Annotated in this window: 23 protein-coding genes and 2 other annotated features; of the genes, 13 read left to right on the forward strand and 10 right to left on the reverse strand. The window is 35.3% G+C overall.

Going from position 1 to position 22,215, the window contains the following annotated elements:
• Window positions 1-52: 52 nt before the first annotated feature.
• Window positions 53-871 carry a class I SAM-dependent methyltransferase gene (locus RTP99_RS13885; RefSeq protein ID WP_001072218.1) on the reverse strand — a complete coding sequence of 273 codons (819 nt, stop codon included), beginning with the start codon at window positions 869-871 and terminating at the stop codon, window positions 53-55.
• 114 nt (window positions 872-985) lie between these two features.
• Window positions 986-1,256 (forward strand) — a binding site (T-box leader).
• Between the two features lie 50 nt (window positions 1,257-1,306).
• On the opposite strand from RTP99_RS13885, the gene metG reads away from it, so the two are divergent.
• Window positions 1,307-2,941, forward strand: coding sequence for a methionine--tRNA ligase (gene metG, locus RTP99_RS13890; RefSeq protein ID WP_000021591.1), 1,635 nt, complete (start codon window positions 1,307-1,309; stop codon window positions 2,939-2,941).
• A 41-nt stretch (window positions 2,942-2,982) separates the two neighbouring features.
• Here the strand turns inward: metG and RTP99_RS13895 are convergent, their stop codons facing one another.
• The 6 genes from RTP99_RS13895 to RTP99_RS13920 form a co-directional block, all read right to left on the reverse strand.
• A complete protein-coding gene (locus tag RTP99_RS13895; RefSeq protein WP_000154154.1) occupies window positions 2,983-3,237 on the reverse strand; it encodes a hypothetical protein in 255 nt (84 codons plus the stop codon).
• Window positions 3,238-3,309: 72 nt separating this feature from the next.
• Window positions 3,310-4,212 (reverse strand): EamA family transporter, encoded by a 903-nt coding sequence (locus RTP99_RS13900; RefSeq protein ID WP_000410496.1) that lies wholly within the window; start codon window positions 4,210-4,212, stop codon window positions 3,310-3,312.
• Between the two features lie 139 nt (window positions 4,213-4,351).
• The gene (locus tag RTP99_RS13905) at window positions 4,352-5,794 is read right to left on the reverse strand and encodes a sensor histidine kinase (protein WP_000201975.1); all 1,443 of its coding nucleotides are present in this window, start codon (window positions 5,792-5,794) and stop codon (window positions 4,352-4,354) included.
• Entirely contained in the window at window positions 5,772-6,437 is a 666-nt protein-coding gene (locus RTP99_RS13910; protein WP_000148833.1) for a response regulator transcription factor, read from the reverse strand. Before RTP99_RS13910 ends, RTP99_RS13905 begins: the two co-directional genes overlap by 23 nt.
• A gap of 364 nt (window positions 6,438-6,801) precedes the next feature.
• A complete protein-coding gene (locus tag RTP99_RS13915) occupies window positions 6,802-7,263 on the reverse strand; it encodes a L,D-transpeptidase (RefSeq protein ID WP_000735048.1) in 462 nt (153 codons plus the stop codon).
• 30 nt (window positions 7,264-7,293) lie between these two features.
• The gene (locus tag RTP99_RS13920) at window positions 7,294-7,737 is read right to left on the reverse strand and encodes a DUF3978 domain-containing protein (RefSeq protein WP_000388750.1); all 444 of its coding nucleotides are present in this window, start codon (window positions 7,735-7,737) and stop codon (window positions 7,294-7,296) included.
• A gap of 404 nt (window positions 7,738-8,141) precedes the next feature.
• Between RTP99_RS13920 and RTP99_RS13925 the strand changes: the two genes are divergently transcribed.
• From RTP99_RS13925 to RTP99_RS13945, 5 genes are all read left to right on the forward strand, one after another.
• Window positions 8,142-8,756, forward strand: a complete 615-nt coding sequence (locus RTP99_RS13925) for a DedA family protein (protein WP_000454759.1) — start codon at window positions 8,142-8,144, stop codon at window positions 8,754-8,756.
• Between the two features lie 202 nt (window positions 8,757-8,958).
• Complete coding sequence (locus RTP99_RS13930; protein WP_000776164.1) at window positions 8,959-9,180, forward strand: helix-turn-helix transcriptional regulator; 222 nt, start codon at window positions 8,959-8,961, stop codon at window positions 9,178-9,180.
• Window positions 9,167-9,877, forward strand: coding sequence for a DUF3169 family protein (locus tag RTP99_RS13935; protein WP_000240935.1), 711 nt, complete (start codon window positions 9,167-9,169; stop codon window positions 9,875-9,877). Before RTP99_RS13930 ends, RTP99_RS13935 begins: the two co-directional genes overlap by 14 nt.
• A 42-nt stretch (window positions 9,878-9,919) precedes the next feature.
• Window positions 9,920-10,972, forward strand: coding sequence for a M50 family metallopeptidase (locus RTP99_RS13940; protein ID WP_011040819.1), 1,053 nt, complete (start codon window positions 9,920-9,922; stop codon window positions 10,970-10,972).
• Window positions 10,973-11,068: 96 nt separating this feature from the next.
• Window positions 11,069-11,209 carry a DUF3985 family protein gene (locus RTP99_RS13945; protein WP_000404784.1) on the forward strand — a complete coding sequence of 47 codons (141 nt, stop codon included), beginning with the start codon at window positions 11,069-11,071 and terminating at the stop codon, window positions 11,207-11,209.
• Window positions 11,210-11,458: 249 nt separating this feature from the next.
• On the opposite strand, the gene RTP99_RS13950 is transcribed toward RTP99_RS13945, so the two are convergent.
• On the reverse strand, window positions 11,459-11,845 hold the full coding sequence (locus tag RTP99_RS13950; RefSeq protein WP_001077767.1) for a DUF3938 domain-containing protein: 387 nt from the start codon (window positions 11,843-11,845) through the stop codon (window positions 11,459-11,461).
• 451 nt (window positions 11,846-12,296) lie between these two features.
• Here RTP99_RS13950 and RTP99_RS13955 point away from each other — a divergent pair, with 451 nt between their 5' ends.
• A complete protein-coding gene (locus tag RTP99_RS13955) occupies window positions 12,297-12,821 on the forward strand; it encodes a GNAT family N-acetyltransferase (protein ID WP_041184797.1) in 525 nt (174 codons plus the stop codon).
• A gap of 107 nt (window positions 12,822-12,928) precedes the next feature.
• Here RTP99_RS13955 and RTP99_RS13960 read toward each other — a convergent pair whose 3' ends face one another.
• On the reverse strand, window positions 12,929-13,822 hold the full coding sequence (locus tag RTP99_RS13960) for a YitT family protein (RefSeq protein ID WP_000530037.1): 894 nt from the start codon (window positions 13,820-13,822) through the stop codon (window positions 12,929-12,931).
• Between the two features lie 277 nt (window positions 13,823-14,099).
• Between RTP99_RS13960 and RTP99_RS13965 the strand changes: the two genes are divergently transcribed.
• The 3 genes from RTP99_RS13965 to RTP99_RS13975 all read left to right on the forward strand — a co-directional run bounded on the left by RTP99_RS13965 (window position 14,100) and on the right by RTP99_RS13975 (window position 16,140).
• Entirely contained in the window at window positions 14,100-14,384 is a 285-nt protein-coding gene (locus RTP99_RS13965) for a hypothetical protein (RefSeq protein ID WP_000394930.1), read from the forward strand.
• 28 nt (window positions 14,385-14,412) lie between these two features.
• The gene (gene yidC, locus RTP99_RS13970) at window positions 14,413-15,195 is read left to right on the forward strand and encodes a membrane protein insertase YidC (protein WP_000920550.1); all 783 of its coding nucleotides are present in this window, start codon (window positions 14,413-14,415) and stop codon (window positions 15,193-15,195) included.
• A gap of 129 nt (window positions 15,196-15,324) precedes the next feature.
• Window positions 15,325-16,140: a hypothetical protein gene (locus tag RTP99_RS13975; protein WP_000730839.1), complete on the forward strand. Its 816-nt coding sequence runs from the start codon at window positions 15,325-15,327 to the stop codon at window positions 16,138-16,140.
• Window positions 16,141-16,218: 78 nt separating this feature from the next.
• On the opposite strand, the gene RTP99_RS13980 is transcribed toward RTP99_RS13975, so the two are convergent.
• On the reverse strand, window positions 16,219-16,446 hold the full coding sequence (locus RTP99_RS13980) for a hypothetical protein (protein ID WP_000562235.1): 228 nt from the start codon (window positions 16,444-16,446) through the stop codon (window positions 16,219-16,221).
• A gap of 165 nt (window positions 16,447-16,611) precedes the next feature.
• Window positions 16,612-16,848: a binding site (T-box leader), on the forward strand.
• Between the two features lie 65 nt (window positions 16,849-16,913).
• Between RTP99_RS13980 and RTP99_RS13985 the strand changes: the two genes are divergently transcribed.
• From RTP99_RS13985 to RTP99_RS13995, 3 genes are all read left to right on the forward strand, one after another.
• On the forward strand, window positions 16,914-18,230 hold the full coding sequence (locus RTP99_RS13985; protein ID WP_000546314.1) for an APC family permease: 1,317 nt from the start codon (window positions 16,914-16,916) through the stop codon (window positions 18,228-18,230).
• A 107-nt stretch (window positions 18,231-18,337) separates the two neighbouring features.
• Window positions 18,338-19,522 (forward strand): MFS transporter, encoded by a 1,185-nt coding sequence (locus tag RTP99_RS13990; RefSeq protein ID WP_116733367.1) that lies wholly within the window; start codon window positions 18,338-18,340, stop codon window positions 19,520-19,522.
• Window positions 19,523-20,043: 521 nt separating this feature from the next.
• The gene (locus RTP99_RS13995; RefSeq protein ID WP_000823836.1) at window positions 20,044-22,200 is read left to right on the forward strand and encodes a SpaA isopeptide-forming pilin-related protein; all 2,157 of its coding nucleotides are present in this window, start codon (window positions 20,044-20,046) and stop codon (window positions 22,198-22,200) included.
• Window positions 22,201-22,215 lie beyond the last annotated feature (15 nt).

Genomic DNA, 22,215 nt, shown 5'->3' on the forward strand with positions numbered 1-22,215 from the left:
ATTATGGTAATCTCCAACCTCAACTTATATGCGTGAGCATGCAAAAAGGATCCTATCCGTGAAGGGATCCTTTTTTGCATGCTGTTGCAATTAATGTATATAGGCCTGGCACACGTTCTTCCATTCCTTCCGGTGCAGTAGGAGGGAAGACCCACCTTTGATGTGACCCGTGTTCTTCAACTAGTTTTTCAATTTTAAAATGTGCTTCCGCGAGCGTTGTAATGATTTCTCCTAGCGTCCAGCGACGGATAGTTGTTTTAGGTAGCGATTCTTTCTGTGCTTCTGTAAGAAGGATGCTATAAGCAACATCATCTTCAATCAATTCTTCATCAAAATAATTTCCATTGGCCTGAAATGATGGGTGGTCGACTCCTAATAATTTCGTGTAAACAGGATGATAGTCACGAAGGATAAGCATTCCATCTTGCTTAAGCAAGGTAGCAATTTTTTGAAAAAGCGGTTTTAAATCGAGAAAGTAATGGAGTACACCAAGTTCCAGCAATACGATATCGAATGACTCTGATAGTTGCACATGTAATACATCAGAAACGACATACTGAATAGAGACACCTGCTGCGTCCGCAAGTTCATTTGCATATTTTGCATTACTTGCTGAAATATCAACAACCGTTACGTCAGCTCCTAAAAGAGCGAGAGCAACAGCTTTATTTCCTTTTGACCCGAGTAAATTAATAATACGTTTTCCTTTTGGAGATTGTATGTAAGGTAAATAGTGATCTACCTCGCGCATGGGATCTTCCATAAGCTTTTTTGCATAATCTGCTGGCGCCCCGTGGCGATTCGTCCAAGCTTCATAAGCAGCTGCATTCCAGCTTTTTTCATTCCGCGCGCTTAGTTGTTTTTGATTCAATCATATCACTCCTTTTGTGAACGTATAGGTATTCGGCGGGAGGATGGGATTTCCTTTTCTTTTCGGACAAAAGTTTGATTTTTCTGTTATTAAGTCGTACAATACTTGTTATACGTAAAAGCGTTGAAAAGGAAAAGTAGGATGAACACATTCTTTCCAGAGAGCTTCGGTAGCTGAGAAGAAGCAAGAATATTCATTTGAACAATGGCCTTTGAGCTTCGTCCTGAACTTATGAAATGATAATAGTAGGCGGCGACGAGAGTTGGTACTCGTTATCAAAACCACAGTATAAGAGCATATAGCTCCGTACTTGTTAAGGCTAATTATGTGAGTAATTGGCGAAATAAGGTGGTACCGCGACTGTTTATACAGCCCCGCCCTTATCTTTTTTTAGATAGGGGCGGGGCTTTTTATATTTAAAAGGAGGAATGTAAGATGAGTATTTTTATTGGAGGAGCTTGGCCATATGCAAATGGCTCATTACACCTTGGGCATATTGCGAGTTTGTTACCTGGAGATATTTTAGCACGTTATTACAGGGCAAAAGGTGAGAATGTGTTGTATGTGTCGGGAAGTGATTGCAATGGAACACCAATTGCAATTCGGGCAAAACAAGAAGGTGTGACGGCGAAGGAAATTGCTAATAAGTATCATGAAGAGTTCCAGCGATGTTTTCGTAACCTTGGTTTTACGTATGATTGCTATACACGTACAGATAGTGAGCACCATCATAAAACGGTTCAAAAAGTTTTTTTACGTTTATTAGAAGAAGGCCATATTTATAAAAAAACAGTGGAACAAGCATATTGCGAAACGTGTACGCAGTTTTTACCTGATCGTTATGTAGAAGGAATATGTCCGCATTGTCATGAAGCAGCAAGAGGAGATCAATGTGATGCGTGTTCAGCTATTTTAGATCCACTCGATTTGTTAGAAAAGAAATGTAAGCTATGTGGCAGTGCACCATCCGTACAGGAAACAGAGCATTTCTATTTCGCGTTGCATACATTTCAGGAGCAAATCAAAGTGGCTGTAGAAACAGCAAAACAAACAGGAACATGGCGCGACAATGCAATTCAGCTAACAGAAAGATACGTAAAGGAAGGGTTACTAGATAGGGCTGTATCACGTGATTTACCAATTGGGGTACCAATTCCAGTAGAAGGGTATGAAGATAAGAAAATTTACGTATGGATTGAAGCAGTGACAGGATATTATTCGGCGAGTAAACATTGGGCTGAAAAAACAGGGAAAGATGATCAAGAGTTTTGGGATAGAGAAGCGAAAACATATTATGTGCACGGAAAGGATAATATTCCGTTTCATTCTATCATTTGGCCAGCGGTATTGCTTGGAATAGGAGAAGGGACAATTCCTCGTCATATCGTTTCGAATGAATATTTAACAGTGGAAAAAAGAAAATTATCTACGAGTAAAAACTGGGCAGTATGGGTGCCTGATATATTAGAACGCTATGATCCGGATTCTATTCGTTACTTTTTAACAGTGAACGCACCAGAAAATCGTGACACTGACTTTTCATGGCGAGAATTTATTTACAGTCATAATAGTGAATTGTTAGGTGCATACGGAAACTTTGTGAACCGAACATTAAAATTTATTGAAAAGTACTATGGTGGTATCGTGCCGAAGGGAAGTATTGATGTAGAGCTGAAAGATAAAATAGAAGGATTATATAAACATGTAGGAGAGGCGATTGAGCAAACTAAATTTAAGGTGGCGCTAGAAGCAATATTTGATGCAGTACGTTTTGCAAATAAATACTTTGATGAGAGGCAGCCTTGGAAAGAAAGGGAGGATGATCCAGTTTCATGCGAAGAAACGATTTATAATTGTGTGTATCTCATCGCTAATTTTGTAAATCTCCTTGAACCGTTTTTACCATTTTCAAGTGAAAGAGTTAGAAACACATTATCAATTGTGAAACGAAATTGGGAGCCTCAAAACACGTTGCCGAATAGAATTGATAGTGTACAGCCACTATTTGAACGGATTGATGTAAAACAAATTGAGTGTGAGATAGAGAAGTTATATGGAGCAGTAAAGTGAGATAGAGAAAAAGACCTTTCAAATATATGAAAGGTCTTTTGTTATGCAGTAGGATTCTCTTTCTTATCCTTTAAGAAGAACAGCACAGCAAGGATTACGAGAATAATAGCTGCAATATCATATGTTATTTTGAATGTGGTATTAAAGTTTAAGTACTCCACCAAAGGGGTTTTGACTGCCCCAGCATATATGCAAATGGGAATGAGGAGCACATCGTAAAATTTCTTTTCTTTCATATATCTTATTAGGAAGAAGATACACATAATGGCAAAAAAGGCTACGCTTAAAATAGTCATTTATACCTCCAAATAGATTTGAAATTATACCACATTGTAACTGTATTTACATTTATATGCAAGTTTCTATTTTCATGCACTATGCACGCTACTATGTTTCTTTTCTTTCCTAGCCGTAAGTAGCTGAGGAGTAAAAATTCCAAGTAGTATAAAGATGATCCCAATCCACTGCATGAACGTTACGACTTCATGTACAAGTGTAATAGAAGCGATAATGGCCGTTGGTAATTCAGCTGCTCCTAGTATTGTACCAAGTCCTGTTCCTACTTTCGGTACGCCAATTGAAAAACAAATGACAGGTACGACAACGCCGAACAACCCGAGGAAGAAAGCATATTTCCATAGGCCATCTTGCAAAGCACCGTCTGTTAAAAAGGTTGGCGGGAAGAATAGACATACGATAAGAGTAGCGCTTGTTGCCATAAGAAAGCTTTTCGTATAAGGCGGAACTTCTGTAGCAACACGCCCACTTGCAAAAACATAGAATGAAAAAGAGACAGCGGCTAATAGACCAAAGATCATACCTTTTGTGGAAAAGTTTTGTCCGAGGCCTTCAAAGACACCGCCTGCAAACAATGTACCAGTAAATAAAATAATGATAGATATAACTTTCTCACGACTTGGAAATGTTCGATTTGCAATGGCTTCAATAACGACACCAATCCATGTGAACTGGAAAAGTAGGACGACAGCGATAGATGCTGGTAGTTCTTCTACCGAAATAGCGTAGAAGATACCGGTCATACTCATCGTTGTGCCAACTGTTAGTAAGGAAAAGAATTGCTTTTTTGTTACTTTATGACGTGAAACGAAAAGAACGAGCAGAAGAAGACCGATCCATCCGAAGACATATTGACCTCCTAATAGTTGATGGGCTGAAAATCCATCAATGAATCCGAGTTTGAAAATAGTTGAAAGTACGCCGTAGCTACAAGCTCCGAATAAAACGAGTAATGAATACTTAAATTTCTCCATGAAAATCCTCCTTTTACATAATAAAAAACGCCCGCTATCCAAATAAGGATAACGGGCGAACGAAACAGAGTCATATACTCTACAAAATTCCGCCACTCATACGAAGTATGAATTTGGGATATGAAATTGTAGTAGGTTTTTACATTGCTTTTGGGAATACAATAGAACATTTTACACCTTGAGGCGTGTTTTGTATACCATAAGGAAATTGATGTTTATCTAGTATTTGTTTTACAATGTATAACCCAAGACCACTACCTTGTACTAAGCCGTGTTTGTCAGGGTTTGCGCGATAGAATGGCTCAAATAAATGGGCAAGTTTATCCTCATCTATTTGTGAACCTGTATTTAATACTTCTAATGCGTAACCGTTTGGCTTTTCATAAAGCTTTATATATACATGCTGATGGTCAATTGTATAATGAATTGCATTTGAAATAATGTTAAAAATGGCAGTTTGAATAAATTTAGGATCAGCTAAAACTTGTACATCTTGTTTAATGTTAGATTGAACATTTAACTGCTTTACAGATACGAAATAATCTACTTTCTTCATAACGTCCTCAATAATATTAGTTAATGAGATAACTTTTAAATCAGGTTTAAATTGAGGGTTTTGTATTTTGGATAATTCCGACATTTTTTCCGTTAATATGTTAATGTCTTGCATCATTTCATAGGAGCGTTTTAAATATTTATCTCTATCTTTATAAGCTCCAATTCCGTGAATCATGCCATCTAGTTGTCCCATAACGGCTGCGATTGGTGTTTTTAATTCATGGGAAACCATAGACATAAATTCTTTACGGGATTGTTCTAATTGTTGCTCCTTTTTGAGTTCATTTCTTAAATCTTGATTGCTCGCATGCAAATTCTTCACTATGTTTGGTATTTGTGAAGCAGCTACTTGTAAATTAAAATCTGTTTGATCAGTATTTTTGTTGAGTAGCTTTTTATCTGAGAAATCAAGATTCATAATATCTTTTAAAGCATCACTCATATATTGAAAAGGTTTAGCAATTAGTTTTGCATAAATTAAAGATCCAAGCAGAGAGAGTGCAAGCATTGTTGCGCCAATATGTGGAGCTAATTGCTGCAGTACATCTGTTAATTTTGGATTATCTTGTGCATCATTTGCTTTACTTGCTGCATTTTGTTTATGTAAGGCATCATTAGTAGCGACTTGCTTTTCCGTTTCTGTAAGTGGAGCAGAAGCGCTATTTTTCCCCGAAATATTTTGAGTATGTTCTTTTGCTTTTGCAGTTTGGCTAGGCTGCAAAAGGTGATTGATAGCTGTAGAGAGAGAATTATAATCTATAATAGCAGATTGGAAATTAAACATGTCCCCCTGTGATACAGCTTTATTTTGATTCGTTTTACTTTGGTCGTTTTGTTTATCTGAATCCGCTTGTTCTGTAGTATGCGTTCCATTTTCTTTCGCAAAACGTTCTTTATCGTAGTTTGAAGCTAAGAAGTAAATAACTTGATAAAGACAAAGTGATAAAAGAATACAAAATAATAAGGTTTTGATGAAAATATTTTTGGTGATGTTGTCTTTGCTACGATTCGATTTTGTAGCCAATGCCTTTCACCGTTTTAATATAAGGAATTCCTAATTTTTTTCGTAAGTTTTTAATGTGTGTATCTATAACTCTTACATCACCATAATGTTCATAGCCCCATACCTTATTCAACAAATCACTTCTTGATAATACTTTTCCTCGATTTTGCAGTAAAGTATAAATAATTTCAAATTCTTTTGTTGTCAATTCAATTTGATTACCATGAACATAAGCGGCGTATGCTGTAGAATTTAACATCAATTCATGGAATTGTAGTATAGTCGCAGCTTCGGCTTCCTTCGTTGCTGCCCTTCTTAATACAGCTTCTACACGTTTAATAAATACGGTGTAATGGAACGGTTTCGTAATATAGTCATCAATACCTAATTCAAATCCTTTAATTTCACTTTCTTCATTATGTAAGCCTGTTAACATAATGATTGGTACATCAGATTGTCCTCGCATAATTTTACAAATACTATAGCCATCTATATCTGGTAACATCACATCAAGGAGGACAAGATCGTATGAATTTTTTTGGAAAAGAAGTATACCTTCTGTTCCAGCACCAACGACATCAACAGTAAAGTTTTGTGCCATTAGAAATTCACGAATTAGTTCTTGTATATCTGGGTTGTCTTCAATCACCAGTATATGCGTCATAGTAACACCTCCTAAATAACGCTTTTAACTGCAATATTCGAATTCATCATTTTTTCGATGACTCAGATTGTTTATACATATAATAAGCCCCTGCCATAAAATAATCATGAAAGTAGCAAGGGGAGTTGTTTAGTGAAACTGAATATTTAAGAATTACAGTAATTCTATTATAGTATGTATTATAAAATTTATAAAATATTATAACTGTATAATTTTAATATCCATGTTTATCAATGTTTGGATGTTACCTAACACAATCTATTCCTATTATATATGTAAATACAGTTGTTTTGCTACTGTAAATGAAGAAATAAAATAAGCCAAGACATAAAATTCTTGGCTACACGTAAATCGCGCTTTGAGGTTATTTTACAGTGACAGTAGCTTGCTGGGGAATACGCTCAAATAACCAGTGTATATCATTGTTATACATACGAATACAACCTAGTGTTGTCCACTTACCAATTGCCTGATTATTGTTCGTACCATGAATCGCATAAGTTGTTCCGTAAGTTCCTGCCATGTTTAGTCCGAGCCAACGGTCACCAAGTGGATTGCGCGGATCGCCGCCTTTAATTTTGCCTGTGTAATAAGGACGATTTTTAATTTTATTTACGATTTGAAAAGTCCCTTTAGGTGTAGGAGTAGCTGCCTTTCCAGTAGCGACAGTAAAACTTTTTATGAATTTTCCGTTTTGATAATAATCCATTTTATTTAACTGTGTATTCACGATAAGCTGATCATTTGTTGCAGCTGCCTCAGCATTTGTGAATGGAATAGTTAAAAATCCTAATGATAATAGTGCGCTTAATAATAGTTTTTTCATTATGTTCTCCTTTTTACTATTGTAGTAGTCTTACATACAATGAATTTGCAATCCTCGTAATACTTTATTTACATTTTCATCTAATGTTTCAAAGAAGGTAGTAATTTTGGCATTGTGTTTGTTGTTTTTATCAATAAGTAATCTTTCATTTAATAAAAGTTCGCCATGTAGTCCAAAACTTTGAATTTGAATATTTAATTCATCTTCAGTTTCAGAAATAATTGGTAAGAAGTAGTGAAAAGCTTTCGTTGGAATGATGTAGCTTTTGCCAATCATGCTTTCTTGATTTGAATTAATCCATTTTTTCGTAACAATCTTAATGTTCTTTTTTGAAACGATAAAAGACAGTGTTGTAGACTTTGTTAAACTTACGTCAAATTCATTTGTTTCACATATGTGCAAATTAAAAACGGTTTCATTTTGGTGAGATTCAACATTTGTATTAATAAAATCGTGCATTTTATAAGCTTCCATTTTTTATTCACCCTTTTTTCAATTTCGAAAAGCGATTAATATTTATTCAAATTAATGTTTAGTCATATATTGGTTAAATTTTTCAACAAATTCCGATATAATCTTACAATACGTATATGAAGCTAATATGAAGTTAGTATGAGTTTGTAGTGGTTTTTTATTAAGAACAAAATATAACGATTTTTAAGTGTTAAAAAATGGATAAAAAGTGCATATTAAGGTCCTAATTTTTCGCAGTGTATACTTGTTAAATTGTTTTAAAATGAGAGTACATAATGAACGTAAAAGTTTAGTGAGAGCCTTACAAAAATGTAATAAAAATGTAAGCTATTGTGATAGTTATTTCGACAATTTTTTTATACAATATTAGTAAGAAGTTGCACGTGATTGAAAGGAGAGATGACATGGAATGGATTCATGAATTATTTCAGCAATACGGGTACTATGTTGTACTTGTTGGTTTGCTGTTAGAATATATTGCACTTCCGTTTCCGGGAGAGCCAACGTTAGCATATGCGGGATTTTTAGCACATAAGGGTGATTTAAGTTTACCGATTTTAATTATCCTATCCTTTATTGGGACAAGTGTAGGAATGACAATCCAATACTTTTTAGGAAATAAATTAGGAATGCCCTTTGTTCAAAAGTATGGGAAATATGTATTTTTAACACAAAGAAAAATCGACTTAACAAGAATGTGGTTTGATAAGTATGGATACTTCTTGATTTTTATCGGTTTCTTTATTCCTGGTGTACGTCACTTTACAGGATACTTTGCAGGAATTATTAACTTACCATTCCGCCGTTTTGCAATTACAATTTACTCAGGTGCTCTATTTTGGGTATCATTCTTCTTAATCGGTGGTTACTGGTTAGGTGGAAACTTACATGATATTTTTGGAGTGCTAGAAGGTCACATTGGTAAAATTATTTTTGGAGTGATTGCGATTGTAGCAATTACGTTAGGAGTTCGTTTCCGCAAACAGTTAAAACGAGCATTCTTACAAAACGCAAGTTAATATGGAATCCATTCTATGTCAAAAATTAGGGAGGCAGTGCAGATGCACTGCCTTTTTTATTTTAATAAGCTTTTGTTTGTTTATCAGTTTAAAATCCCATAGGTTATAATTGTCAATTATTAACGTCAAAATGACAATTATAATTGACAAAAATAAGGGTATTATTTACAATTTGATTAAATAAATGAAAAAGAGGGAAGACATGAAGCTTCAAAATCGAGTGAGAGAATTGCGGGCAAAGCATCGTTTATCACAAGGGGATTTAGGGAAAGCGATTGGATCATCGCGGCAAACGATTAGTTTAATTGAGCGCGGGGATTATGCACCATCTATCGTATTGTCGTTAAAAATTGCACAAATTTTCAACGTACCGGTGGAGGAAATATTTATGTTGGTGGAGGGGGAAGATGATGGTGAAGAGTAAGCGAAAAAAACAATTTGATTTTGTGGGGAAAATGGCATTAAGTATGATGGGTGGGTTTTTAACATCTTATATAGCTTTAGATTTACTCTCGGATGAACCGAGAAAATTATCATCTAATACATTTATAGGTATATGCACCATTTTTGGAATCTTAATGATGTACTACACTTGGAAGAATACACGTATGTTAGCGGAGGCACGTGATGAAGAGGAGAGTGTACAAGGCAGAAAATTAGGCATTATAAGTATATATTTACGTGTAGGTGATATAGTTACGCAAGCATGGTTTGTATATGCAGTTATTGCATGTAGACGTGCACTGTTGCAGGATACAAATGTTTCATTTGCAGTGTGGAATTTAGTAGCTTCTATCGTTTGTTTAACTATTGTAGTGATTAGTGGGCTCATAACAAAAAATCGTTATAATAAGCTATATCCTGAACAAGGTGTAACATATATGGAATCTATGAAAATGTGGACGAAAAACGCAGATGAAGGATTAAAACATATTGTGCATGAGGCTGGATATAAAGCATATGAATTTACGAATACAATATTGGCATATGTATGGTGGGCTGCCGTTATATATACGGTGGCTAGTGATATCAATTTTGTATTAATTGGCTTAATCTCATTTATTTGGATATTGCATCTTGGAAAATTCATGTACGAAATGCATAGAAAAATGATTTATTAAGGGGAGAAAAAGGTGGATATTTTAAGAAGGCCAGCTGGCTCAATGACAGTGGCGCTAATTCTGTCCATTTTATACGGAGTAATCCGAACTGGGAAATTAGAAGTAATTTTGAACCTATGGGCAATAGTTGGAATTGCATTGTTAGTGTTAGCCATTCATGAGCTAGGACATGTAGTAGTTGGTTTAATAGGCGGTTTGAATTTTAAATTTATGACAGTAGGGCCGATTACTTTTCAAAAAGAGAAGAGGAAAGTACGCATTCGAGAAAATAAATTATGGGCGTACTTTGGAGGCGTGGCGATGTTAGTGCCGCCTTCTATAGAGACACCGAATCTTTCGAAAAAATGGGCGTGGATGACTTTAGGTGGACCGATTACGAGTTTATTATTTGGTATTACTTCCGGTTACATATACATGGTGAGTTATTATCAATATCTTTTATATTTTTCTGTTTTACACTTTGTCATTTTTACAGCTACAATCGTACCGATAAAAGGAACGTTTTTGAGTGATGGCATGCAATTTCTTATTTTAATTAAAGATGATGAAAAGGCTAAGCAGCATTTATATAACATTCAAGTATCGAGTGAATTATTTAGTTATAAAAGGCCGAAAGATTGGGATGAGAGATTAATAGAAATTAGTAAGGAGAAATTAAAAGAGGATAAAAGTATAAGAGATATAATGAGCGGACTTATGCTCGTTTTTTATGCTAGAGCTGATCAAGAAGGAATGGAAAGAGCGATACCGTATATAGAACCAATTGTTCAACTACCTGTAACGAAAGAAAATAAGTTTTTCGTTAGTAGTTTTCATAGTTGGTACCTTTTATATAAAGCTCTTTATGAGATGGATCGTCTTTCTTTGCAAGAAGCGAAGGAACATGGGAAGGCTATTACAAAAATGGACCTAAACGGATATTATCGTACACAAGGAATTATTAAATATTTAGAGGGCGATATGGAAGCGTCACACATTTATATGAAGAAAGCGGATAAAGAATTGAAGAGCGCTGAGAATAGTGAAATGGGATATTTACAATTAGAGAGAGAATGGTTTGAGCAGCTAAAGAAGAGGGTATCTTACGATGGGTGAGGTATCCTCTTTTTTCTATGTCGTCTTATGCCGTTCCATAAAAAGTGTGGAGCGAGTAAAATAAGATGTGAAGAGCAAAGCTTGGAGGAATTCTAGATGGAAATTTTAACGATTATTTTAATCGTCTTGCTCATTTATGTTGTTTTTAAAGTGGCATATGTAGCATTAAAAATACTCGCGATCCTATTAATTATCTTTTTAATCGTAGAGTTCGGCAGTAAATTGCTTGGGGGATAGGGTATGTTGAGCGTCTTGAATGTCGAAGAATGTCGGTAAGTCGATATCCTGTGTCGAACCGTCGATATAATGAAAAAATCGCTGATATAAGTGGAGAAATCGTCGATATATTTGAAAAATCGCTGATATAATCCGGTTGATACTGGATGGGGTATATGGAAAAGAAGTTGCCGTGAGGGTAACTTCTTTTTATTGTGATGCCGTGGTATGCAAGCCAACATAAAAAAAGCTGGAAGAATCCCTTCCAGCTTACGAGTTACTTTCAATTTGGCGACCGTTTTCTTCTTCGTTGTCTTGTAATAGGTTGAATATATCAGCTAGACAGAATGCAATGAACCAAGTCCATAGACCGTGGAAGAAAGCTGAGCTTAATTGAAGTGGTAATGTATAGTTAGTCATTGAGTAGGAAATACATCCGCCAACGATTCCGATCATTGTTAATAACATTGTTTTTTGCGCATTTTCTTCTGGATTAAAGAGGAAGAAAATGTATCCACCTAAAATTGAAGCGCTTACAAGTGTTTCGATTCCATTAAAAATGATATTCTCTCCAAGCTGAGTGTTTGTCCAGAAGCAGATTGTTCCGCCGATAATAGCAAACAGGACAGCTATTGTATATCGTATATATTGATTCATATGTTCATCTCCTTATGTAATAAGATGATTTGGAAGTCAAAAAGGTAGGTATAGTATATTGAAGTGAGTTTTAGTTGTACGTATCTTTTTATAAAAAGATCATTGAAGAGTGATCGGTTTTTTAAACCGTTACGTGTATGGTGTCTGAAATATACCCGACTGCTCGTTTCTTTTTGCTTGTAAAATAAGAGAAACTTCCAAGTCTATATACTCTTTTTTTGTGAGTCTGTTTTCATTATAACATATTTAGAGGCATAATAATAGAATTATCTGATTTTGTAATAAGTGTAAAAAATAAAAAGCGCAAGGAAATACCAGTAACGGTGCAGTTTAGAGGAAGAAGGATTTTCATTTACTATGATGAAATATGTAATCAAGGTGGGATATAAGAAGGGGACTTAAATACTATAAAAAATATTTTATGCCATGAATGGAAGGGAGGAGAGCTAACTTGGAATTCACAACAGAAAGATTAACAATTAGACCTTTTAAGAGTACTGATTTACAGGATGTATTTGCTATTTATAATAATGATGATACATGTAAGTTCCTATTACATAATAAGTGGACTCATGAAGACATGCAGAAAAGATTTAATAAGAAGCTAGAAAATAATGTACTTACTAAAGACTCAATATTAAGTTTAGCAGTTATATACAAAACGAAAGTAGTTGGTGATTTATCTGTATGGTACACAAATATGAAAGACACTGTTGAGATTGGTTATAGTTTTTCAAATGAAGTAGCTGGGAGAGGTTTGGCAACAGAAGCAGTAAGTAGTTTGGTATTTAAATTATTTAATGAATGTAATGTACATCGCATACAAGCTAATCTTGATGCACGTAATATAGCTTCACAAAAATTGTGTGAACGAATAGGCATGAGAAAGGAAGCACATTTCATACAAGATTTTTGGAATAAAGATGAATGGACAGATAGTATTGTATATGGAATGCTATCCTCTGATTTGTCATAATAAACGTAGTGATTTTATTATGCTAAAGGGCGCGTGAGTTGAATAACAAAGGGCATAACATATTATATATGACTAATATGTTATGCCCTTTCATGTATTGACCTTTTTTATATACGTTTGAAACGGCCGACAATTTCAACTGTTTCAGTAATATTCATAAATGCTTTGTTATCCACTTGACGGATAATACGTTTCATTTCGCCTAACTCATAGCGAGTCACGACAGTGTAAATCATTTTTTTCTTATGGTTTGTATAGCCGCCGACAGCATCTACCATCGTCACGCCACGTATGCCGTGATGTAGTAGGGCGCTTTTTATTTCCTCGCCTTTTTCTGTAATTGTCATTATCGTCAATTTAATATGTTTCGTATGCACAGCATCGATCACTTTGCTGACTACAAATCGACTAATTAACGTATAAAGTGTAATATCCCATCCGAAAATAAATCCTGCTACAACAAGTAAGATTAAGTTGAATACAAATATGATTGCTCCAATTGAAACATCGCGATATTTCGCTACAATCAATCCAACGACATCAAATCCACCTGTTGAAGAAGCAAATCGGAATATGATTCCTGAAGCTGCTCCGCAGATTACACCGCCGAATACAGAAGATAGTAAAATATCGTCTGAAACTTGGTGTACAGGGATAATGTTCATCGCTAATGATGATACAGCTACAAAGTACGCTGTTAAAAAGGTTGTCTTCTTGCCTAAGTAAAAGTGACTTAAAATAAGAAGAGGAATGTTTAGTAAAAAGATAAGTGCACCGATATTGTAGTGCATTAAATAACCGATAATCATCCCTACTCCAGCGAATCCACCGCTAATCATGTTATGCGGGATAAAGAACATATTCATAGAAATTGCATACAAAATAGAAGCTACGAAAATAACAACCAACTGTATGATAAATTCTAAGTGAAATGTTTTAGCTGCTGGGAAGGATAAAAAGGCGGTGTCGGGAACGTAATCGGCGTCTCCTAGTTGACCCATAGTATGTTTCATCTCCATATTCATTTTTGATTACAAGAAGAGAATAAAGGTTTTTTCAAAAACTGGCAATAGTTTTATTATAATGCAAAAATTTTATAAATTTCTAATAAATCAAGCCTATTCATGGATGTGTGTGAATATACTAAAGAAAGCGAATACAATGTTTCTTAATTATTGTTTTCTTGAGAAAATATGCAAAATACTTTTTTTGACGATAAAAGGAAATAGAGAATGTTTGCCGAATGTGCTAAAATGACCTTATTAAGGATGTGAAGCGATGGAATTTTTATTGCAGGATGCAATTCTATATATATCGTTTGTAACGACAGCACTTTGTTTATTAGAAGTTTTCTTCCTTGCTAACGTTTCTCGCTTTGTGCGTCAGCAAGCATCAAGCGGTAGACAAAGAGCATTTGCGTTAGTTGATACGTGTGAAGATAGTGCGGGGAATGTACCGCTATTTTCAATTTTTTATAAATATGGAATGATTCGTTCTGTACGCAGACAAGAATCAAGTGAAGAGAATGACGAGGTCGGTCCGTATACACCAATGTTTCGCTAAATAATTACGAAACATTGGAGGAATGAACATGTTAAAATCATACCGAACTGCGCTCGTTAGTTTATCATTATTACTTGTTTTTGTTTTATCTGGTTGTAGTAATGCAGCCCCAATTGATGCACATAGTACGGGAATTTGGGATCATTATTTTGTATATCCAATCTCGTTTATGATTCAATTTGTTGCTCATCATATACCGGGAGCTAGCTTCGGGATTGCTATCATTATTATGACGCTCGTTATTCGTTCAGCAATGATTCCATTAGCTGTTTCGCAATATCGTAGCCAAGCGAAAATGAAGAAAATGCAACCTGAATTGCAGAAGTTAAAGAAAAAATACGGTGATGTAAGTAAAGATCTTGAAAAACAAAAACAGTATCAAAAAGAAATGTCAGAACTAATGAAATCAGGCGGTTGGAATCCACTTGCTGGTTGCTGGCCAATCTTTATACAAATGCCGATTTTCTCTGCTTTGTATTATGCGATTAGCCGAACAGAAGAGATTCGCACATCTTCGTTTTTATGGGTGAACTTAGGACATGCAGATCCTTATCATATATTACCGATTATTGCAGCGTTAACGACATTTATTCAGATGAAGGTTTTCCAGTCTAATATTACAGCTGGAGAACAAGTACAGATGCTGAAAATGCAGCAAATTATGATGCCGGCAATGATTTTATTTATGGGATTTGCGGCACCATCGGGTCTTGTGTTGTACTGGATAACAGGTAACTTATTTACAATGACACAAACAATTGTATTAAGAAGAATAATGGAACGTGAAGAATTACAATTACAAAAAGCATAGAAAAACACCGCTCATCATGAGCGGTGTTTTTTTGTTAAGTCGTTAAGGAAATTTTAAGAAACCAACATTACTATAGGCATTGTATACGAGAGTGTACATGCATTAGAAATATGAAGGAGGAAATTTCCTATGAAGAAGAAAACAGTTGGGTATTTAGCGATTGCAGGTGCTTTATCATTCGGAATCATTGGGGGAGTCGGCATCCCGGCATTCGCGGCAACGAATACTCCAGCAGCTGAGCAATCTACAAAAACGGCGAAAAAAGATTTAGATGACGCTACAAAACAAAAAGTAAAAACGATTATGGATGATACAAAGAAACAGTTAGAGGAGCTAGGTGTAAAGCTTCCAGAGAAAGAAAAACGTAAAGAAATGTTTGCGGGATTAGATGAAGCGACAAAAGAAAAAGCGAAATCAATTTTAGAGCAAGAAAAGTCTGGGAAATTAACACGTGAACAAGCAAAAGAAGAATTAACAAAATTAGGCGTGAAGTTCCCGGAAAAGGGTAAACACAAAGAAATGTTTGCGGGATTAGACGAAGCAACAAAAGAAAAAGCAAAATCAATTTTAGAGCAAGAGAAATCCGGCAAATTAACACGTGAACAAGCAAAAGAGGAATTAACGAAGTTAGGCGTGAAAATGCCAGAGAAGGGTAAGCATAAAGACATACTTGCTAACTTAGATGAAGCAACAAAGGAAAAAGCAAAGTCTATTTTTGAACAGGAAAAGTCCGGGAAATTAACGCATGAGCAAGCAAAAGAAGAATTAACAAAACTAGGTGTGAAACTCCCAGAGAAAGAGAAGCATGAAGACATCTTTGCGGGATTAGATGAGGCAACAAAAACAAAAGCAAAAGCGATTTTAGACAATGAAAAGAAACAATTAGAGGCATTAAATGTGGATCTTCCGCATCATAAGTTTTTTATGAAAAAAGAAGGTAAATAATTGAATTATGTATCTTTCGTGTGGGCAACCGGAAGATACATGCGAGGACCGATTTCTGTTGACAGAAATCGGTCCCTTTTAATGGTTTAATAAAATTCTTTTCATTGTTAGTATGTATCCAAAGACGCAGTAGAAGATTGCAAAGCCGATAAACACTTCCGTATATTGATATTTACCTAATACGTAGAAGGAAACAGCTGGTATAATAGCTACCGCTAAAATGCTATAACCAGGATACTTGTACCTGAACATGATAGCGAATAGAACAGAAAGAAATGTAGCGATGATACAAAAAACAGCAATCATGATTGATGCACCTCCTATATGGATTATACCATTTTTAGGGAATTAGAGAAGTGGCGTAACTTCTGTTATAATATAAGAAAAGAAATATTTCATATGTTATATAAAAAATATATTGATTTTTTCTAACAATTCAATATAATGAACAATAACTACAAAATTCGACATCAAGAAGTGATGATGAGGACATGATCAATTTTTTACGATTCTCAGAGAGGGAAGCCTTTGGCTGTGAGCTTCCTAATACGGAAAAATAGATTACCACCTCTGAACTGCAGCAGTGAACGAACATCTAGTAATTGCTTGCCGGCAAAAACCGTTATGTAGACTTGAGAAATTGGTGAAGTGTGTTACTTTGCGAATTGAAACAAGGGTGGAACCACGAATACAACACTCGTCCCTTTTTTAGGGAGGAGTGTTTTTTTATTTCATTTTTGCATCACACTAGGATTGGAAGGAGGATACGCAGCATGCATCATGATGAGAAGAACAAAATTGGTTTAACGGTAGCACTTTCTATCGTGGTAGGAACGATTATTGGGTCTGGTGTGTTTATGAAACCAGGGAGCGTATTAGATTACTCGGGGAGTTCTAATATGGCGATTCTTGCTTGGGTAATTGGTGGTCTGTTAACGTTAGCAAGTGGTTTAACAGTAGCTGAAATTGGAGCGCAAATCCCGAAAAATGGTGGGTTGTATACGTATTTAGAGGAGATTTACGGAAGTTTTTGGGGATATTTATCAGGCTGGATGCAAACGATTGTTTATGGGCCAGCTATTATTGGAACATTAGGGTTATACTTTAGTTCTTTAATGATTAATTTTTTCTATTTAGATAAAGTATGGAATTTACCAATCGCGATCGGAACAGTTGTGTTCCTTGGCGTTGTAAATAGTATGGGAACAAAATACGGAGGTATCGTTCAAACGATTACGACAATCGGAAAGATGATTCCAATCGTATTAATTGTTGTGTTAGGTTTCTGGAAAGGGAATAGCGATATTTTTAACGTAGTTGTACCGATATCAGAAAATCAAAGTATCGGGATGGCAATTTTAGCAACGTTATTTGCTTATGATGGCTGGATTTTACTTGCTTCGATTGGCGGGGAAATGAAGAATCCAACAAAGTTATTACCGAAAGCAATGACAGTTGGGATTTTAATTGTAACAGCTGCTTACGTATTAATTAATTTGGCGTTACTGAATGTATTACCAGCAACTCAAATTGTAGACCTTGGAGAAAATGCAACAGCGACAGCTGCAGGAATGCTACTTGGAGAATATGGTGGGAAAATTATTAGTATTGGTATTATCGTTTCTATTTTCGGTTGTTTAAATGGAAAGATTTTAACGTTCCCACGTATCCCGATGTCGATGGCAGAACGTGGACAACTTCCATTTGCTAAGTTTATTGCAAAGGAAAGCCCAAGATTTAAAACACCAGCAAATGCGATTACTGTTGAAATCATTTTAGGAATTATTTTAATGATTATTAGCGATCCGAATAAGCTATCTGAGATTTCCGTATTCATTATTTATATTTTCTATGTAATGACGTTTATTGGCGTCTTCATTTTAAGAAAGCGTAATAAGAATAAAGAGCGTGCATACAGTGTACCGTTATTCCCAATCGTACCAATCGTTGCGATTTTCGGCTCGCTCTTTGTAATTGGTAGTGCCATTATCAATGATCCGGTAAGTTGTTTCTTATCAATTGGAATTGTATTTACGGGGCTTCCGGTATATTGGTATTTAAATAAGAAGAATAAAAATGAAGTGTCATGAGTGAAGGGTAGGCGTATAATGCGCCTACCTTTTTTACTGTAAAAAAATTGTACTTGTGTTCAACTTCTATTTTGGTTACTATAGTCGTAGTAACCAAAATAGAAAGCGTGGGGAAAGACTTGAATTTTCGTGTGTATATTTTAGCTATCGCGGCTTTCGTAGTCGGAACGGTTGAGCTAATTATAGGAGGAACGCTTGATTTAGTTGCCAATGATTTAGGAGTATCTATTAGTGCAGCTGGTCAGCTTATCACAATATTTTCAGTAGTATTTGCTTTATCAGGTCCTGTTTTATTAGCATTAACAGGGAAATTTGAAAGAAAAGCATTGTATGTTGGGGCATTATCGATTTTCTTAATCGGAAATATTATTTCAGCATGTAGTGTGAATTATGGGATGTTAATGTTCTCAAGGGTGATTTGTGCGGCGAGTGGTTCGCTTATTATTGCACTGTCAGTAACACTCGCTTCTAGCGTTGTAGAACCGCATTTTCGTGCGCGTGCAATTGGAATCATTTTCATGGGGATTAGTGGGTCACTTGTACTTGGAGTACCGCTTGGCCTTGTGCTCGGAAATGCATATGGATGGCGTGCACCATTTGTGCTCATTTCAATCTTAACAGTGATGGCAATCGCTTGTATTTCATTATTCTTAACGAAAGTACCACCGACATCGGTAGTATCAATAAGAGAGCAAATTGCTACGTTAAAAGATAAAAAAATCGTCAGTGCACAGTTAACGTCGTTCTTATTTTTAACGGGTCATTTAACACTATATGCATATTTAACACCATTTTTAAAAGATGTTATGCATGTGGAAGCGAATTGGATTAGTGTATTTTACTTCATCTTCGGAATCGCAGCAGTAATTGGGGGCGGCTTCGGAGGCTGGCTTGCTGATAAATGGGGATCGAAGAAAAGTATTATCTCAATTATTATCGTATTTGCGTGTGCAATCTTCCTATTGCCGATGATGACATTCTCATTCCCGCTGTTCATTATTATGATGGGACTTTGGAGCATGCTGAGCTGGGCTATTTCACCAGCACAACAAAATTATTTAATTGAAATTGCACCGGAATCAGCTGGTATTCAGCAAAGTTTAAATAACTCTGCCCTTCACTTAGGGATTGCGCTCGGTTCAACAGTAGGTGGAGTTGTTATTGAAAAATCATCTGTTATATATAACGCTTGGGTAGGGGGCGGCTTTATTATATTAGCGCTACTTTGTGCGATTTTCTCGATTACGAGAGGACGTTCTACTCAGTTTGCAAAAGAAGAATCTATCGTTTGATAGGTTCTTTTTTTATTTGTAAAAAATGGAAGGATTTGGTGGGTGGATGGAGAAAGGTGTATATAGCGAGGTGATGGAAAATGATGTCTAATTTCTCGGTATTCGGCATGATAATTGCGCTACTACCGATATTGATAGTTGTTTTTATATTAAGATGGGTCCGTTTCATCTATCAAAATTCAGAGAAACAAGTGAGGCAGAATGAGAAAATGATTGAGTTGTTGACGGAGATAAAGGAAAAAGATAAGTAATATGTATTCGTTTGAAATTTGTTTTCCGTAAGTTAAAAAGGCACTTATAAAGTGTCTTTTTTATTATGTTTGAAAATTGGAAACGTTTAATGTTTATTTGTCAATAGCAGCATGACAACAAACAATTTTAAAGTTGCTTATTACGGTGAAACTTTCTCAACAATTCGACAAGATACTACAAAAAAACCACCTATTCTCTTTTTTTTACTATAAGTACAATGAAACAGTAAGATTGATTCATGTAGAAATTTATATATGGTGGTGGAGAGAATGAAACGAAAGATGGCAGGAAAATGGTTTAGTTTTTTAAGTGCTCTTATTATTTTATTAGGAATTGCAATGCCACAAGTAAAGGCAGAAGTAATGAACAGAGAAACATATAAGATGGATTGGAGCTATAGTAATTCGAAACAGCGTGAAATAAAGACCGAAATAATTAAAACGGCTTCGGGGAGTATTGCGTATTGTTTAACGCCTGATTTACGTTCTCCCAATGGGGATGATTTGCCTGAAATGGGGAAAACATCTGATGTCGTATATCGTGTTTTATTAAATGGATATCCTCAAAAAAGCCCATCTGAATTAGGTGTAGCGACAACGGAAGAAGCGCATTATGCTACACAATTAGCAGTATGGATTGCAGCAAATGAATTAACGGAAGAAGATTTAGTTGCAAAAAATGAACGTGTACATAATCTTATGAAGCGTTTAGTAGAGGCTTCAAAAAAAGAAACTGGATCACAAGATACATTCTTTAAAGTTAATCTTGTAGATCCGCAAACTGCTACACAAAAAGGTGATTATTTAGAAACAGGATTTTATGCAGTGCAAACAAATGCGGTTTCTGGCTCTTATACAATTCTTCCTGAAAATGCCCCTAAAGGGCTTCGAATTGTAAATGAAAATGGAGAAGAGAAAAGTATATTAACAATTAACGAAAAATTCAAAATTCTAATCCCGAAAAATACGAGTAGTGGTAATTTTAAAATGAAAGTGAAGTCTACTTTAACAAATTTACAAGCAATGGCTTTTAAAGGATCAGAAAAAGTTCAAAATACAACGGTATTGTTACAAAGAAATAGTGAGAAAATTAGTACAGATTTAGTTGTAAATTGGGAATCAGTAGGATCTTTAAAGATTATGAAATTAGGAGAAAAAAAGGAAGTATTAAAAGGAGCGGTGTTTGAAGTTTCTAATGAAAACTTTAAACAAAATGTTACGACTAATGATAAGGGGATTGCGGAGTTAGGTAATCTTCCAATCGGTATATATAGCGTCAAAGAAATTCAAGCGCCAGTTGGATATGTGTTAGACGGAAGCGTTAAAAAAATTGAAGTGAAAACTGGTGAAACAGCTGTATTAGAGCTGAAAAATGAAAATGTAAAAGGTGAATTAGAAATAACGAAAGTAGATGTAACGGATGGGAATACGAAGCTGCCGAATGCAGAATTTACAATCTACAACGAACAAGGGAAAGAAGTAGTAAAAGGGAAAACGGATGAAAAAGGTGTAGCGAAATTTAAACTACCATACGGAAAGTACACGTATAAAGAAACAATAGCACCGAATGGATATGTAATAAATGAAGAGACATTCGGATTTGAAATAAAAGAGAATGGAGAAATTATTAAACATATTGTTCAAGATAAGAAAGTAGAAGGTGAGTTAGAAATAACGAAAGTAGATATAGCGGATGGGAATACAAAACTACCAAATGCAGAGTTTACAATCTACAACGAACAAGGGAAAGAAGTAGTAAAAGGAAAAACGGATGAAAAAGGTGTAGCGAAATTTAAACTACCATACGGAAAGTATACGTATAAAGAAACAATAGCACCAAATGGATATGTAATAAATGAAGAGACGTTCGCATTTGAAATAAAAGAGGATGGAGAAATTATTAAACATATCGTTCAAGATAAGAAGGTAGAAGGTGAGTTAGAAATAACGAAAGTAGATGTAGCGGATGGGAATACGAAATTACCAAATGCAGAATTTACAATCTACAACGAACAAGGGAAAGAAGTAGTAAAAGGGAAAACGGATGAAAAAGGTGTAGCGAAATTCAAACTACCATACGGAAAGTACACGTATAAAGAAACAATAGCACCAAATGGATATGTAATAAATGAAGAGACATTCGCATTTGAAATAAAAGAGGATGGAGAAATTATTAAACATATTGTGAAAAATAAGAAAGAAGAAAAGGCATCGCTTCCTTCTAAGCCAAATAAGCCAACACCAAATGGAGAAGTGAAACCTTCCGCTGATGTGAAGCCGATGCAACAACCTAGTACTCATAATGAAGTGCGATTACCAGCTACAGGCGGCGTCGGCAATGAATTTACGGTTTTATCCGTTTTAGGACTTGTTTTTATTATTGCTGGTGCTTATGTGTTAAGGATGAAAAATAGAAAAGAAATGTAGAAAAAAACGCCTTGT

Source organism: Bacillus sp. (in: firmicutes) (genome assembly GCF_031983925.1).
Classification (GTDB): domain Bacteria; phylum Bacillota; class Bacilli; order Bacillales; family Bacillaceae_G; genus Bacillus_A; species Bacillus_A pacificus.